Raw genomic sequence first — 16,510 nt, forward strand, 5'->3', positions numbered from 1 at the left:
AGTATGTCCCATTCTCAAATTCTTGTAGTTGAAGATGATTTAGGTCTTCGTGAAGCCTTGGTTGATACCTTATTAATGGCTGGTTATGAGTGCGATGAAGTTGATAGCGGTGAAAGCGCACTGATTGCATTAGGTAAAAAAACCTATGATATGGTCGTGAGTGATATTCAAATGGGTGGCATGACGGGATTAACTTTACTGCATAATATTAAACAAAAACACCCCGATTTACCGGTATTGTTAATGACGGCTTATGCCAAAGTAGATGATGCGGTAACGGCAATGCGTAATGGTGCTGTTGACTACATTGGTAAACCTTTCTCTCCAGAAGTATTGATTAATCAGGTTGGTCGTTATGTACCACCACAAAAAATAGCTAAACGCACACCTTGTTACGGTGATGAGAAAACAGAGCAACTATTAAGTTTGGCGCGTAAAGTGGCTAAATCAGATGCAACGGTCATGGTGACAGGTCCAAGTGGAACGGGTAAAGAAGTGCTATCACGTTATATTCATGATAATTCACTGCGTTATGACGGGCCATTTGTGGCTATTAACTGTGCGGCGATCCCAGATAATATGTTAGAAGCAACTCTGTTTGGTTATGAAAAAGGTGCATTTACTGGCGCGATACAAGCATGTCCAGGGAAATTTGAACAAGCACAAAACGGTACCATTTTACTGGATGAAATCTCGGAAATGGATTTATCGTTGCAAGTTAAATTATTACGGGTATTGCAAGAGCGTGAAGTCGAGCGCTTAGGGAGCCGTAAAACCATTAAACTTAATATACGAGTCATTGCTACCAGTAACCGTAATATGAAACAAGCTGTCTCGAATGGTGATTTCAGAGAAGATTTATATTATCGCTTAAATGTATTCCCATTAGCTTGGCTACCGTTAACTGAGCGTAAAGGTGATATCTTACCGATCGCGGAACATTTATTAAAATTACACTGCAAACAAAATAATATTCCAACGTTAGAGTTACTTAACTGCGCGAAGGCGAAGTTACAGATTTATCATTGGCCGGGTAATGTACGTGAATTGGACAACGTGATCCAACGCGCGATGATTTTAGCTGTTGATGGAAAAATAAAAGATGCAGATCTTATTTTAGAAGATTTTACCGCTGCAGATTTTCAAGTCATAGCACCGATTGCTCAAGCGCCGCCGCTGCATATTAAATCGGAAATCCCTGTGCGTAGTATTAATCAACCCAACGAGCCATTAGGTAATGAATTACGTCAGCAAGAATATCAAATTATTTTGGAAACCTTGATTGGTTGTAATGGCGTGCGTAAAAACGTTTCAGAGAAATTGGGTATCAGTCCACGTACATTGCGCTATAAATTAGCGAAAATGCGAGAGCAAGGCATCGAAATACCTGCATAACTATTTATAAAAATAACCGTTATAATAAAGACCGTAATTAATTGAAATTACGGTCTTTTTTTGTTGGCATGTTAATTGCTATCTTCATAGTAGGTCAAAAATATGACAATTTAGGATAATCAATGAATATCGCAGCCAATAATCTCTACTCCGAAATGCAAAGCATGTCGTTACAAGCGACTAAATTTGAAGCCGATCCTACCGCGGTAAAAGCGCCAGCCACTACATCTGCCAATTTTGGCGATATGTTGCAGCAAGCAATGGATAATGTTAGTGGATTACAGCAAAATACGGGTGATTTACGCACCCGTTTCGATCAAGGTGATCGCAGTGTGTCCCTAAGTGATGTTATGATAGCATCGCAAAAATCGGGGATAGCGTTCGATGCTACGGTACAGGTTCGTAACAAATTGATCGAATCTTATAAAGAAATAATGAGTATGCCTGTTTAATCTTGGGTAAAGGAGTAACTCTGTGGCTGATATAGCTTCAAATACAGGTATCGTAAGTAATGACGATATGGGTAATGATTTAGCGCAATTAGATGAAAATGAGCAAAAAAGTTCAGCATTTGGTTTTTTCACTAATGCCGATATCTTACGTCAAATTATTCTAATATTAGCATTAGCGATCTCGCTAACCTTAGTGGTATTTATTCTACTCTGGGGTAAAGAGCCTGAAATGCGTCCTTTAGGCACGTATCAAACGGTTGAACTCATTGAAACCCTCGAATTTTTAGACCAACAGAAAATAGAATATAAAATTAATGGTGATACGATCTCTGTTCCTGCTGAGCAGTATCAAGACATTAAATTAAGATTACGTCGCTCAGGACTCATCACTGCTGAATTAGAAGGTGACGATATTTTGATGAACGATATGGGCTTTGGTGTCAGTCAGCGTGTCGAACGAGAACGTTTAAAACTGGGTCGTGAACGTCAAATATCACGGGCATTAACAGAATTTAAACATGTATCAAAGGCACAAGTATTATTAGCCATCCCAAAAGAAAATGTGTTTGCTAAGCGCGAGAAGAAGCCCAGCGCAACCGTTGTATTGACGGTACGTAACAGTAACGCAATCTCACAAGAAAATATTGATGCTATGGTGCAATTGGTTGCTTCTGCTGTTCAAGGCTTAGAGCCGACCCGCGTGACCTTGACTGATCAAAATGGCCGTTTATTGAACTCGGGCAGTCAAGACATGATGGCAGCAAAAGGTCGACGTGAATTTGAAATGGTACAAAATCATGAACGTGAGTACCGAGATAAAATAGATTCTATACTTATCCCTATCTTAGGTGTCAGTAATTATACCGCTGAAGTTGATGTATCAATGGACTTTAGTGTGACAGAGCAAACACAAAAACGTTTTAATCCCGATTTACCTGCAATACGCAGTGAAATGCTATTGGAGCGTCAATCTATTGGTAATTCTAGTCAAGGTATTCCGGGGGCATTAACCAATCAACCACCACTAGACGCGGATATACCTGAAGAGGCAGCTGGAGAGGATGTCGCAGCTCGTCCTATTGGTCAATCTCAAAAAGAATCAACGCGAAATTATGAACTTGATACAACAATCAGTCACACTAAATCACAAACGGGTGTTATTCGGCGCTTAAGTGTTTCTGTTGCAATAGATTATATTAATAGTACAGGTGCCGATGGAACACTGGTGAGGGAACCTCGTAGTCAAGCTGAACTCGCCAATATTCGTCGTGTTTTACAAGGTGGTGTGGGCTTTAATGTTAACCGAGGTGATGCTCTTGAGGTGGTTGCTATCCCATTTAATCGCCCTGAATTGGCTGCAATGGCTGAACTTCCAATTTGGGAAGAAGAATGGTTCTGGCGTGCCGTACGTATTGCAGCTAGTCTAATCGTGATTTTGATATTAATCATGGCCATTATTCGTCCTATGATTAAACGCTTAATTAACAACGAACCGGAAGAAAAACTAGAAGATTTAGACTTAGGTATCAGTGCGATTGAAAATGACGAAGATATGCAATTGCTTACTGCCGATACCGATGTGGATACCGACTTTGCAATGCGCAGAGGTCATTTACAATTACCGAACTTACACAAAGATGAAGATTTGTTAGAAGCGGTTCGCGCACTGGTTGCTAACGAACCTGACTTAACTGCATTAGTAATTAAAGAATGGATGATAGAAGATGCCTGATTCTAATAAACAAGTAGCCACAACGCCAAAGTTCGATGCAACAACCTTAACTGGTATCGAGCGTTCTGCGATCTTAATGTTGAGTTTAAATGAACAAGATGCTGCCATTATTTTCCGCCAGTTAGAGCCGAAACAAGTGCAGCGCTTGGGTATGGCAATGGCATCTATGAAAGATTTTTCTCAGGTGAAAGTAGCGGGTGTGCACCGTGCGTTTATTGATGATATTCAAAAGTTCACTAATATTGGTGTGGGCAGCGAAGACTTCGTTCGAAATGCATTAACAGCCGCGTTGGGTGCTGACAAAGCTGGTAATCTGGTTGACCAAATTATTATGGGGAGTGGCGCTAAAGGTCTCGATTCATTGAAATGGATGGATGCACGTCAGGTAGCTAGTATCATTCATAATGAGCATCCGCAGATCCAAACTATTGTATTATCTTATTTAGAACCTGAACAGTCAGCTGAAATTTTATCGCAATTCCCAGATAAGGTGCGTATTGATTTAATGATGCGTATTGCTAATCTAGAAGAAGTTCAGCCCGCAGCTCTGCATGAACTAAACGAGATCATGGAGAAACAGTTTGCTGGTCAATCTGGCGCTCAAGCCGCGAAGATGGGTGGTCTGAAAGCGGCCGCAAATATTATGAATTACCTCGATACCAATATCGAAGGCCAATTAATGGATGCTATTCGTGAGTCTGACGAAGAGATCAGTCAGCAGATCCAAGACCTCATGTTTGTGTTTGAAAATCTGATTGATGTTGATGACCGTGGTATTCAAGCATTACTGCGTGAAGTGGCACAAGAGCAATTACAAAAAGCACTTAAAGGTGCCGACGATCAGCTTAAAGATAAGATCTTTAAGAATATGTCGAAACGCCAAGTTGAAATTCTGGAAGATGATCTGGAAGCTATGGGACCAATTCGAGTTAGCGAAGTGGAATCTGCGCAGAAAGAGATCTTATCAATCGCGCGTCGCTTAGCGGATAGTGGTGAAATTATGCTGGGCGGAGGCGGTGGTGATGACTTCTTATAATCACATGATTGTTAATGGGCAAGTAGAATGACAGAGTCTTTAAAACCAACGTTTTCACCACTTGATAGTAGTGGTGACCATCAAATTGAAGATTGGTATTTACCGGATTTTGAAAAGACTCAAGCTGCCGCATTAAATACCAATGCGCTTGGTATGAAATCTGATTGGTATGAAGGTAAGTTTGCTACAGATGAACAGGTTGAAGACGTTGAACCTCAGCCTATGACGGCAGAAGAACTTGATGCAATACGCCAAGCTGCGTATGACGACGGTTACAATGAAGGTAAAGAACAGGGTTATCAAGATGGACTGACGAGTGGTACAGCTGACGGTCTTAGCAAAGGCGAAACCGACGGTTTGGCGCAAGGTTTAGCGCAAGGCTTAGCTGATGGCCAGCAACAAATTGTTGATAAGGCGTCGGCTTGGGAACAATTGCAAACGCAAATGCATACACCTCTTGCCTCGGTAAATAGTGAAGTTGAAAACGAATTAATTCGCGTGGCAACAGGTCTAGCAGAAGAGTTAATTAAGACCGAAGTGACGTTTAATCATGATATATTATTGCAGACATTAAAGCTCGCGTTGGATGCTTTACCTGTGCTTGAACAAAAAATTACCATTACATTACATCCTGATGATTTAGCGGTGATCAATGAATACTATTCTATTGAAGAGTGCGTAAAGCGTGATTGGGTATTAATTTCAGAACCTATGATGAAACAAGGTGACTTGGTTATTAATAACGACGTATCTTCGGTTGAATTGTTAATGGAACAACGTATAAAACAGATGATGCGTCAGTTCCTTATTGCCAATAAACCGGGTACATAATGACGGAAATACTGACTCGATTACAACAATTGAAAACTGACTCTTTGGCGAATAAACCAACCGTTGCAGGTAAGCTTACTCGCGTGGTTGGTTTAACACTGGAAGCGATTGGTTGCCGGGCTGCGATTGGCAGTTTGTGCTCTGTTGAAACTGACAATGGCCTGATGGATGCTGAGGTTGTCGGCTTTGATGGCGATAAATTATTTTTAATGCCCAGTGAGCAAGTGATAGGTATTATTCCTGGCGCAAAAGTGACGCCACTCAATGAGACGCAAGGTATTCCAGTTGGTATGGAACTACTTGGGCGTGTATTAGATGGTGTTGGTAAGCCGATTGACGGTAAAGGCGAGATCATTACCGGACAAACTACGTCTTTTACTGCCAAGCGTATTAATCCGCTGGCGCGTAAAAAAATCTCACAACCACTTGATGTGGGTGTTAAAGCCATCAATGCGATGCTTACCGTTGGTCAAGGTCAGCGTATGGGGCTTTTCGCTGGTTCCGGTGTGGGTAAGAGTGTGCTGTTAGGTATGATGACTCGCGGTTCAACTGCGGATGTTGTAATCGTTGGCTTGATCGGTGAGCGTGGCCGAGAAGTAAAAGAATTTATTGAAGAGATCCTCGGTGAAGAAGGGCTTGCACGCTCTGTTGTCGTTGCTGCTCCAGCAGATGCCTCGCCGTTGATGCGTCTAAAAGGCTGTGAAACTTCATTGGCGTTAGCGGAATACTTCCGTGATCAGGGGTTGAACGTATTACTGTTAATGGATTCATTGACTCGTTTTGCGCAAGCACAGCGTGAAATTGCTTTAGCGGTCGGTGAGCCACCGGCAACGAAGGGTTATCCACCGTCAGTATTTGCAAAATTGCCACAGCTGGTAGAGCGTGCTGGTAACGGTAGTGACGAGCAAGGTTCGATTACCGCATTCTTTACCGTATTAACCGAAGGTGATGATTTACAAGACCCTATTGCAGATGCGTCACGCGCCATTCTTGATGGCCATATCGTATTGTCTCGAGAGTTAACAGATGCGGGACACTATCCTGCGATTGATATTGAAAAGTCTATTAGCCGTGTTATGCCGATGGTGACGACTGATTTTCATCAAGCCGCCGCTCGCGGATTCAAGCAAGCTTACTCGCTATATCAACAGAACAAAGACTTGGTTTCGATTGGTGCTTATAGCCAAGGTGCGGATGCAAAAATTGATCGCGCTATTCGTTTAAAACCAGCAATGGACCAATTCTTACAGCAAGGTATGAAAGAAGTTATTCCGTTCTCGCAATGTGAAGAAATGCTTGCTGCTATCGCGCCGCATCTCGGCGTGGCAACCTCATAATGAAACAGTGTCAATATAATGTCTAATACAGCGCTACAACGGGTCTATCAGCAACTTGAAGAGCAAGAAAAACACGCCGCGAGAGCTTATGCGCTGATCCAACAAGATGCTGAGCGTTACCATAGTCAAATGCAGCAATTAAGTGATTACCGTAAACAATATTTACAGCAATTCACTGAACGTGGGGAAGAAGGTATCTCAGGTAGTAGTTATGCGCATTATCATAACTTTATGAAAAAACTAGAATTAGCTGAATTTGAGCAGAAACAAGCACTTGATAATATCCAACAGACAGTTAAGAGCAAGCACTCGGATTGGATGGAAATTCGTAAGAAGCGTGATGCTTTGGGTTTATTATTAGATAAACGCAAAGTCGCTGCACAGCTTGTCGAACAGCGACGAGAGCAAAAAGATCTTGATGAATTTTCTAACTTTCAATATTTCAAGCGTAAGAATAATCGATAATACGATTAATCTGGCGTGAATTTTGCATTGTTTCGCTATAACTTCAATTGATGACATTTAGGCTTGAACGATGACTTTCTCTCTACATAAATCAACTGCGATGACTGATATACAGGCGGCTAATAATAAATCGCAAGCGCTTAATGTCAAAGGCGATACAGCTGACGATATGGCGAGTGATGGAGAGTTGAATACGTCTGAAAGTAGCTTTTCTAAACTATTTTCTCTCTTTAGTAGCGATAATCAAACAGATGTTATCGTCGGGAAAACAGCCATTGGTAGCGCTGAGAATATAACGCTGAAGAGTGCGGCAGATAGTGCGGCAGATAGTGCGACAGATAGTTCTGTGCCGAGTGCTGAGCCTAGTTCTGCCGCTAATATCGATGATGGCTTTGTCGCAGGGCAAATGGATAACGCTGATAAAGTTGAAGCAATAGCTGGCGATGACTTAAATGTAATAAGCCAAGATGACAGCTTGCTGAAAAATGAAAGTAGTGATGACTTTTTGTCGCGTCTCGATCAATCATCTATGCTGTTGCAAAGTAATGCTGCGAGTGACGCTGGGACATATGTTCAAGGTAAAGCTAACGGTAATATATTGCCTTTACAAGCAAAGGAGGGGAATATTGCCTCACCAGCCCCCGTTAGTATGACTGACTTCTCCACGCCCGATAATCGCGTGGCTGGTACGATCGATATTAGTAATAATGAAGTGACACCAGTATTGCAAACGAGCGAACTATCTACAGAGCTAACAGGCTCAATAGATTTAACAGGTTCAACAGATTCAATAATCTCAACAGATACTATCACAGCGTCAACGTTAGTCGGTATGTCGACAGTCGCAGGCCTTACTGACAATAACCCTCGATTTACGAAAGGCGATTTATTCGCTACGGGTGATTTAGCTAATGGTGATGGGACACTTGACCGTGAACTCTTAGGTGGCGCTGGAAAAGCAAACTTAGCCACGGGTGTTAGCGAAATAGGGTTGGCGAAAAATACACCTTTTGGTCAAGCTAATGGCATAGTCGCAGGGAGCAGCAGTGCAGTTACAGAGAGTAATAGTTCAGCACTCGAACAGCTGGATATGACATCACCTGAACCCATTGAGCAATTAGATTTTGCGCAAATTATGGAATCAGCACGTAAGCAAGAGCCGTTAGACCAAACCACACGAATCTTGGTAAAGACACCGGTATTAACGGACGCTGAACAACAAGTATTAGAGAAACGGGTTAATCTTAATAACAATCTAGCGACTTCGGAATTAAATGAAAAAATCGCTATCATGGCAGGTAAAGAATTACAAACAGCGACAATCCGATTAGACCCAGCAGAATTAGGCAGTATGAATGTTAAATTGGTTGTGCAAAACGATCAAATAAATGTGACAATTCAAGCGCAGAATAACCAAAGCCGTGATTTACTTGAACAGCAAATGCCGCGATTACGAGAAATGTTACAGCAACAGGGCATGACATTAGGTGAGACGCAAGTGCAAGCAGACGGTGGGCAGCAGCAATCTGCATTTCAACAGTCAAGACAAGAAAATGGACAAAAAAATAGCAATAACGAAGCGAATTATACGATAGATTCACAGACTGAAGTCCCTGTTACTACTCAGTATTGGCAAGACTCGGCTAAAGGGGTAGACTTTTACGCCTAAACAGTTTGATTAGCATTTATTTAGCGTAATATAAAATTCGATTTAAGGACGATAATGGCCGACGACAACGATTTGAAAATAGACGATAAAAGTAAAGGTAATAAAAAAATCATTATTATTGCGGTGATTTTAATATTAATGCTTGTAGGGGCTGGCGCGGCGTTTTTATTTTTAAGTGGTGATGATAGTACCCCCACCGATAACGTAGAATCTGTGACTGAAAGTGTTGATAGAAGTGTAACTGAAACGGCATATTATGTTGCCATGCCACGCCCTTTTGTTTTTAATATTATAGGGTTAAAGCGCGAACGCTTAGTGCAGATTAAAGTTCAATTAATGGTCCGCGGTAGTGACAATCAAAAATTAGCGAAAACCAATGTTCCTTTAATTGAAAGTACCTTGTTGCAAGTTTTTAGCGCAACAACAGAGCAGCAGCTCGCTACATATGAAGGCAAAGAATTATTGCGTTCAGATTCATTGGCGAGTGTGAATGAAATTTTGATTAAATATACTGGAAAAGGGGTTGTTGAAAAGATCCTGTTTTCTGGTTTTGTAATGCAGTAGGTTATGTGTGAGTGATTTATTAAGCCAAGACGAGATTGATGCGCTATTACACGGTGTTGATGATGTTGAAGAAGATGAATTTGACACCGTAGAAGAGAGTGGCAATATTGTCGATTTTGACTTTTCATCGCAAGACCGTATTGTGCGTGGACGAATGCCTACGCTGGAGTTGGTTAATGAACGTTTCGCACGGCACATGCGGATCAGCCTATTTAATATGATGCGTCGTACAGCCGAAGTGTCCATTAATGGCGTACAGATGCTGAAGTTTGGTGAGTATGTTCACACATTATTCGTACCAACTAGTTTAAACATGGTACGTTTTCGTCCATTAAAAGGAACTGCGTTAGTCACCATGGAAGCACGGTTAGTGTTTATTTTGGTTGAAAACTTTTTTGGTGGTGATGGCCGTTATCATGCCAAAATTGAAGGCCGTGAATTTACCCCAACCGAACGCCGTATTATTCAAATGCTATTAAAGATTGTCTTTGAAGATTATCACGAAGCATGGGCTCCGGTCATGGATGCGGAATTTGAATATCTTGATTCTGAAGTCAACCCGGCAATGGCAAATATTGTAAGCCCAACCGAAGTAGTGGTGGTGAGTTCATTCCATATCGAGCTTGATGGCGGCGGCGGTGATTTCCATATTACCATGCCATATTCAATGCTCGAACCGATTCGTGAGTTGCTCGATGCGGGTGTGCAAAGTGATAAAGAGGATACTGATGAACGTTGGAGCTCGGCATTACAAGAAGAAATTTTAGATGTTCCGGTAGAGTTAAGTACAAGATTGCTTGAAACTGAGCTTTCATTAAGGCAGATAATGGAATTGAAAGCGGGGGATATCATCCCGGTTGATATGCCAGAAGACCTTACCGTTTTTATTGAAGATTTACCGAGTTATAAAGCCAAACTTGGCCGAAATAGAGATAACGTTGCGGTTAAGATTAGTAAAAAGTTAAAAGTAAGTAATTTAACTAAATCAGAGATTGACCACGTTGCATTACGTGGTGGGCTATTGAATTTAGGTGATAAAAATGACGATAAATAAGGTATTGAAATGAGTACAGATCAAGATCAGATGGCGAATGATTGGGCTGCAGCGATGGCTGAACAAAGTACTGTTGAGGCCGCTGAATTAGAAGACTTTAACAATGATGAGGTTCCATTCTCGGCGGAACAACAACAAAAGCTAGATAGTATTCTTGATATTCCGGTTGTGATTTCAATGGAAGTTGGTCGTAGTAAAATTAGTATTCGTAATTTATTACAGTTAAACCAAGGCTCTGTTGTTGAACTCGATCGCATTGCGGGTGAACCGCTCGATGTCATGGTTAACGGTACATTGATTGCCCACGGTGAAGTCGTTGTCGTCAATGATAAATTTGGTATTCGTTTAACTGACGTTATCAGTCAAACCGAACGAATTAAAAAGCTTAAATAATATGAACGATATCGATATGCTGCAATGGCTATTATCATTGTTTGTGGTTATTGCGGTTATCGTAATGCTCGCTTTCTTGGCTAAAAAGGCGCGTGTATTTGGCAGTAATCATCAACAACTAAACGTTGTAGCAACATTACCGTTAGGGCCTAAAGAACGTATCATCGTGGTACAAATTGGTACAGAACAAGTACTACTCGGCGTGACAGGGCAACAAATCAATCTGCTTAAAGAACTTGAAAAACCACTGGAAAATAGCCAACCAGAACTCAATCCATTTGCTACTAAATTAGCCCAGATGATGAAACAGCATAATGAAAAATAAGTTTACGGTATTACTGTCGTTGTTCCTGCTCTTCTTCACGTCTGTAGCGTGGGCTGATAACTCCGTGATGTCGGCGGTGAAAGTGATCACAAACAGTGATGGCTCACAGGAATATTCGGTGTCATTGCAAATTTTAGCCATGATGACGGCGCTGAGTTTTATACCCGCTGCGCTTATCATGATGACCTCTTTTACCCGCATCATCATTGTACTGTCTATTTTACGCCAAGCATTAGGGTTACAACAAAGCCCCTCTAATCAGGTATTAGTCGGTATCACTTTATTCCTGTCCTTTTTCATTATGACGCCAGTATTTGAGCGTATTAATGACAATGCGCTACAGCCTTATTTGAGCGAAGAACTGACCTCGATGCAAGCTTTTGAACAGGCTAAGCTACCAATGCAACAATTCATGTTGGCACAAACCCGGGTGACCGATATTGATACCTTCATGCGGATAGCGAAAGTCGAAGCTAATTCTCCAGAAGAAGTCCCTTTCCGCGTATTGATCCCCGCATTTGTTACAAGCGAATTAAAAACAGCCTTTCAAATTGGATTTATGGTGTTCATTCCATTTTTGATTATTGACTTGGTAGTGGCGAGTATTTTGATGGCGATGGGTATGATGATGTTATCTCCGATGATTATTTCATTACCTTTTAAGCTTATGCTGTTCGTGTTAGTCGATGGTTGGAGCTTAATTATGGGCACGCTTGCGGCTAGTTTTGGTTTATGACGACGCTCTTTATATACAAGACCTTATACAAGTTCATCAATCGGCTTATAAGCCTGTTAGTAAGCAATAGGGATCATCATGGCACCTGAAGTCTTTGTAGATATATTTCGGCAAGCATTATGGACAGTATTACTGCTGGTATGTGCGGTTGTTGTTCCTGGGTTATTAGTCGGTTTAGTGGTATCAGTCTTTCAGGCCGCGACCTCAATTAATGAGCAAACATTAAGTTTTTTACCACGTTTAATCGCGACCTTGTTGGCTCTCATTTATGGTGCGCATTGGGGCTTTGCTCGTTTGATGGAATTTTTTACCAACATGATGCTCCAAGTCCCACAAGTTGTAGGTTAATTAGTGGAGATTCTATCGGCTGATATTATGACGTTTATGGCCAGTTATATTTGGCCGTTTGCACGCCTCTCTGGCATGGTTATGGTCATGATAGTCAGTGGTGCGAAAACAACGCCACCCATGATCCGGTTATTTTACTGTCTTGCGCTTACCGCGATGGTCGCGCCTGTATTACCACCTATGCCTAATGTCGAACTGTTCTCTTTGGGCAGTTTTATGATTATCCTGCAACAGAGTTTGATTGGTATTGCGATTGGCTTTGTCACCGTCATGCTGATTCAGACATTTGTTATTGCGGGGCAAATTATTGCGATGCAAACCAGTTTAGGTTTCGCTGCGATGGCCGATCCTGCATCAGGTCAAACTTCACCTGTTATTGGTCAAATCTATATTTTATTAGGCACTCTGGTTTATCTATCTGTGAATGGTCATTTATTTATGATCGAAACAGTCGTTAAATCTTTTGAGACACTCCCCGTGTCCGCGTCTGGTTTAATGGCAGTTCAGTACTATGAAATAGCGGGCTGGATGTCGGTAATGATTGCTGCTGCATTGAGTATGTCATTGTCTGCGGTTGTTGCTATGCTCGTGATTAACTTTTCATTTGGTGTGATGACCAAAGCAGCACCGCAACTAAACGTATTTAGCTTAGGTTTCGCGGTTGGTATGGTCGCAGGCTTATTTATTATTTACTTATCATTGAAAAGTTTTATGTTTCATTTTAATGCCCAATGGCAGAGAGCGGGTGAATTGATTTGTTCGCTGCTCAATAATGCTTGTGCGTATTAACGCCGCTCACCATATTAGGATAAAGGTATTTCCTCATGGCTGAAAAAGACGGACAAGAACAAACCGAAGACGCCACCGAGAAAAAGCTCACCCAAGCCAGAGAGAAAGGTCAGGTAGTACGTTCGAAAGAACTTGCGACGACCTTAGTATTAACGGCAAGTGGTGCCGCTTTCCTTGCTTTTGGTGATGCTCTCGCCCGCGCGCTTGAGGCTAACATGACGCGTTTATTTCAACTTGACCGTGAAGATGTATTCAATCCTTATGCCTTGCTCGAAATTGTTAGCGCGAGTGTTAAACCGTTATTTTGGCCGCTGTTCGGTATTATGATTGCGGGATTTTCTGCCGGAATTATTGGTAATATTATGATGGGGGGCATGGTTTTTAGTGGAGAATCTATTCGTCCGAAAGCATCAAAAATGTCACCTAAAGCGGGTCTTAAAAGAATGATGGGACCGCAAGCCATGGTTGAATTGATTAAATCAATTGCCAAGGTTACGGTTGTCGTGACGATTGCCTTGTTGGTGCTAAAAGTGCAATTTTTACAGATTATGGAGTTTAGTCTCCAGCCATTGCATATTTCGATTATCCAATCGCTGAGTCTTTTGACTGATATTTTTATTTGGTTGTGTGCGTCTTTGATTATTATTGTCGCGATTGATGTGCCTTACCAATACTGGAAACATGCCAAAGAATTACGGATGACCAAGCAAGAAGTTAAAGATGAAATGAAAGATGTGAATGGTAATCCACAGTTAAAAGGCAAGATCCGACAAATGCAGATGGAGGTATCGCAACGTCGTATGATGGGTGATGTTCCTGACGCTGATGTGATTATTACCAACCCAACACATTATTCTGTGGCGTTAAAATATGAAAAAACCGGTAACTCCGCCCCTAAAGTTGTGGCTAAAGGTGTTGATCAAGTGGCATTCCGTATTCGTGAAATGGCGAAAGAAAACAAAGTGCCAATCTTAGAGTCAGCGGCTTTAACACGTGCTATTTATCATACGACTGAGATTGATGATCCAATACCTGAAGGGTTATTTATCGCGGTAGCACAGATACTTGCCTATGTTTATCAGCTCGAACAATTTAAACAACGTAAAGGTAATCGGCCTAAACCGTTACCAAAAACCATCGATATTCCTGATGACCTAAAATATTAGTGTCATTTGTGGACTTCAACACTGAATGATTTTGCCTTCGGTATGATTATTGCTTTATACTATCAAGCATGAAATTTTGAGGTCTCGTAATGCAAGTAGCAACAAATCTGTCAAAAATCTGGGGTAAAAGAGCGATTGCGCTAGAAAATATCGGCACCCCGATAGTTGTGTTAGCTACACTCGGCATGGTTGTATTACCGATACCTGCATTCCTATTAGATGTATTCTTTTCTTTTAATATCGCTTTATCGTTATTAATTCTGCTTGTTTCGGTATACGTCAATAAACCACTTGATTTTGCTGCATTTCCGACTGTTTTGTTAATTGCAACATTACTACGCTTAGCCCTGAATGTCGCATCAACACGTGTGGTGTTGTTAGAAGGGCATAATGGCGGTGATGCTGCGGGACAAGTTATCGATGCCTTTGGTTCTGTTGTGATCGGCGGGAATTTGGCGGTGGGTCTCATCGTGTTTATGATTTTAATGATTATTAACTTTGCCGTGGTGACCAAAGGTGCGGGACGTATTTCGGAAGTAAGTGCGCGTTTTACGCTCGATGCTATGCCGGGTAAACAGATGGCCATTGATGCCGATTTGAACGCCGGTATTATTGATCAAGAAAAAGCTAAATTGCGCCGAGAAGAAGTCACTCAAGAAGCTGATTTTTATGGTTCGATGGACGGTGCCAGTAAATTTGTAAAAGGTGATGCAGTTGCCGGCTTATTGATTTTATTTATTAATATTATCGGTGGCCTTATCATTGGTATTTCACAGCATGATTTAAGTTTTGCGGAAGCTGGTGAAATTTACACATTATTGACCATTGGTGATGGTCTGGTTGCGCAGATACCGTCACTACTTTTATCGATTTCTGCAGCTATTATTGTTACCCGTCAAAATAAAGACGAAAAACTCGGCACTCAAGTTACGAGCCAAATGGTGGCCAATCCAAAAGCATTGGCCGTTGTTGCTGTCATTATGACCGTGATGGGGTTAGTACCAGGTATGCCACACCTTGCTTTTATCGGCTTTGGTGTTATTACTGGTGGTTGGGCGTGGTGGTTAATGAAAACAGAAGCCAAACGTGAAGAAGAAAAAGACAACATTTCAGAAGATGCAGACATTAAAGCGAATTTGAATGATCAAAAAGATCTCGATTGGGACGATGTTAAACCCGTAGATACGATCGGTCTGGAAGTTGGCTACCGACTTATTCCCATGGTTGATAAGAGCCAAGGTGGTGAGTTATTAAACCGTATTAAAGGTGTTCGTAAGAAGCTTTCTCAAGAATTAGGTTTTTTGGTGCCCGCAGTGCATATTCGTGACAACCTCGAATTACCACCAAATTGTTATAGTATTAATATTATGGGAGTTTCAAATGGCGAAATTGAAATTTTCCATGATAAAGAGTTAGCCATTAATCCGGGTCAGGTATATGGCAAGATTGATGGTATTTCAACCATAGATCCCGCTTTTGGCCTACCTGCTTTATGGATCAATCCTCAACAGCGTGATCAAGCGCAAACCTTGGGTTATACAGCTGTTGACTCAGCTACAGTTGTTGCGACACACTTGAGTCAGTTACTACTGAACAATGCTGCGCAATTACTCGGTTATGAAGAAGTGCAGAATTTATTAGATGTATTAGCGAAAACACATCCTAAATTGGTCGAAAGTTTAGTCCCTGAAATTTTACCGTTAGGGGTTGTTGTGAAAGTGTTGAAAGGGTTATTACATGATAACGTGCCAATTCGAGATATTCGCACGATTGTTGAAACAATGGCTGAATATGGTACTAAAACGCAAGATCCAGAAGTGTTGATTTCTGCTTGCCGTGTAAGCTTACGCCGCATGATCGTTCAGGATATAAATGGTATCGATAGTGAATTACCTGTCGTGACACTTGCCCCCGAATTAGAACAGATATTACACCAGTCTTTACAGGCTGCAGGCAGTGAAGGTGCGGGTATTGAACCTGGTTTAGCTGAACGGATGCAAACCTCATTAACAGAGGTTGCACAAAATCAAGAATTAGCGGGACAACCGGCGATCTTACTTACCTCTGGGGTATTAAGGTCAACATTGGCGAAATTTGTGAAATACTCAATACCCTCATTACGCGTATTATCATATCAAGAAGTACCTGATGATAAACAGATTCGAATTGTCAGTGTTGTTGGTCAATAATACGTAAATAAATAATTTAAGTAGCGAAC

17 protein-coding genes are annotated in these 16,510 nt (G+C 41.5%); all 17 read left to right on the plus strand.

Annotated features, from left to right (window positions below; all coding sequences use genetic code 11):
* Positions 1-3: 3 nt before the first annotated feature.
* The 17 genes from HWV01_RS05205 (at position 4) to flhA (ending at position 16,481) form a co-directional block, all read left to right on the plus strand.
* Positions 4-1,395, plus strand: coding sequence for a sigma-54 dependent transcriptional regulator (locus tag HWV01_RS05205; RefSeq protein ID WP_211674403.1), 1,392 nt, complete (start codon positions 4-6; stop codon positions 1,393-1,395).
* A gap of 122 nt (positions 1,396-1,517) precedes the next feature.
* On the plus strand, positions 1,518-1,847 hold the full coding sequence (fliE, locus tag HWV01_RS05210; RefSeq protein ID WP_211674404.1) for a flagellar hook-basal body complex protein FliE: 330 nt from the start codon (positions 1,518-1,520) through the stop codon (positions 1,845-1,847).
* Positions 1,848-1,869: 22 nt separating this feature from the next.
* Entirely contained in the window at positions 1,870-3,579 is a 1,710-nt protein-coding gene (fliF, locus tag HWV01_RS05215) for a flagellar basal-body MS-ring/collar protein FliF (RefSeq protein ID WP_211674405.1), read from the plus strand.
* Positions 3,572-4,615, plus strand: a complete 1,044-nt coding sequence (gene fliG, locus HWV01_RS05220) for a flagellar motor switch protein FliG (protein WP_211674406.1) — start codon at positions 3,572-3,574, stop codon at positions 4,613-4,615. Before fliF ends, fliG begins: the two co-directional genes overlap by 8 nt.
* Positions 4,616-4,642: 27 nt before the next feature.
* A complete protein-coding gene (locus tag HWV01_RS05225) occupies positions 4,643-5,446 on the plus strand; it encodes a flagellar assembly protein FliH (protein WP_211674407.1) in 804 nt (267 codons plus the stop codon).
* Positions 5,446-6,783: a flagellar protein export ATPase FliI gene (fliI, locus tag HWV01_RS05230; protein ID WP_211674408.1), complete on the plus strand. Its 1,338-nt coding sequence runs from the start codon at positions 5,446-5,448 to the stop codon at positions 6,781-6,783. The genes HWV01_RS05225 and fliI overlap by 1 nt, the downstream gene beginning before the upstream one ends.
* A gap of 18 nt (positions 6,784-6,801) precedes the next feature.
* Positions 6,802-7,248: a flagellar export protein FliJ gene (gene fliJ / locus HWV01_RS05235; RefSeq protein ID WP_211674409.1), complete on the plus strand. Its 447-nt coding sequence runs from the start codon at positions 6,802-6,804 to the stop codon at positions 7,246-7,248.
* A 70-nt stretch (positions 7,249-7,318) separates the two neighbouring features.
* Positions 7,319-8,917 (plus strand): flagellar hook-length control protein FliK, encoded by a 1,599-nt coding sequence (locus tag HWV01_RS05240; RefSeq protein ID WP_211674410.1) that lies wholly within the window; start codon positions 7,319-7,321, stop codon positions 8,915-8,917.
* 54 nt (positions 8,918-8,971) lie between these two features.
* Complete coding sequence (gene fliL / locus HWV01_RS05245; protein ID WP_211674411.1) at positions 8,972-9,481, plus strand: flagellar basal body-associated protein FliL; 510 nt, start codon at positions 8,972-8,974, stop codon at positions 9,479-9,481.
* A gap of 7 nt (positions 9,482-9,488) precedes the next feature.
* The gene (fliM, locus tag HWV01_RS05250) at positions 9,489-10,535 is read left to right on the plus strand and encodes a flagellar motor switch protein FliM (protein ID WP_211674412.1); all 1,047 of its coding nucleotides are present in this window, start codon (positions 9,489-9,491) and stop codon (positions 10,533-10,535) included.
* Positions 10,536-10,544: 9 nt separating this feature from the next.
* Positions 10,545-10,928: a flagellar motor switch protein FliN gene (gene fliN / locus HWV01_RS05255; RefSeq protein ID WP_211674413.1), complete on the plus strand. Its 384-nt coding sequence runs from the start codon at positions 10,545-10,547 to the stop codon at positions 10,926-10,928.
* 1 nt (position 10,929) lies between these two features.
* Positions 10,930-11,253: a flagellar biosynthetic protein FliO gene (gene fliO, locus HWV01_RS05260; RefSeq protein ID WP_211674414.1), complete on the plus strand. Its 324-nt coding sequence runs from the start codon at positions 10,930-10,932 to the stop codon at positions 11,251-11,253.
* Positions 11,243-11,989: a flagellar type III secretion system pore protein FliP gene (gene fliP / locus HWV01_RS05265; RefSeq protein WP_211674415.1), complete on the plus strand. Its 747-nt coding sequence runs from the start codon at positions 11,243-11,245 to the stop codon at positions 11,987-11,989. Before fliO ends, fliP begins: the two co-directional genes overlap by 11 nt.
* A gap of 78 nt (positions 11,990-12,067) precedes the next feature.
* A complete protein-coding gene (gene fliQ / locus HWV01_RS05270; RefSeq protein ID WP_075471620.1) occupies positions 12,068-12,337 on the plus strand; it encodes a flagellar biosynthesis protein FliQ in 270 nt (89 codons plus the stop codon).
* Between the two features lie 3 nt (positions 12,338-12,340).
* Positions 12,341-13,126 (plus strand): flagellar biosynthetic protein FliR, encoded by a 786-nt coding sequence (gene fliR / locus HWV01_RS05275; RefSeq protein ID WP_211674416.1) that lies wholly within the window; start codon positions 12,341-12,343, stop codon positions 13,124-13,126.
* A 35-nt stretch (positions 13,127-13,161) separates the two neighbouring features.
* Positions 13,162-14,292 (plus strand): flagellar biosynthesis protein FlhB, encoded by a 1,131-nt coding sequence (gene flhB / locus HWV01_RS05280; protein ID WP_211674417.1) that lies wholly within the window; start codon positions 13,162-13,164, stop codon positions 14,290-14,292.
* A gap of 89 nt (positions 14,293-14,381) precedes the next feature.
* Complete coding sequence (gene flhA / locus HWV01_RS05285) at positions 14,382-16,481, plus strand: flagellar biosynthesis protein FlhA (protein WP_211674418.1); 2,100 nt, start codon at positions 14,382-14,384, stop codon at positions 16,479-16,481.
* Positions 16,482-16,510 lie beyond the last annotated feature (29 nt).

The organism is Moritella sp. 5, assembly GCF_018219455.1.
Lineage (GTDB): Bacteria > Pseudomonadota > Gammaproteobacteria > Enterobacterales > Moritellaceae > Moritella.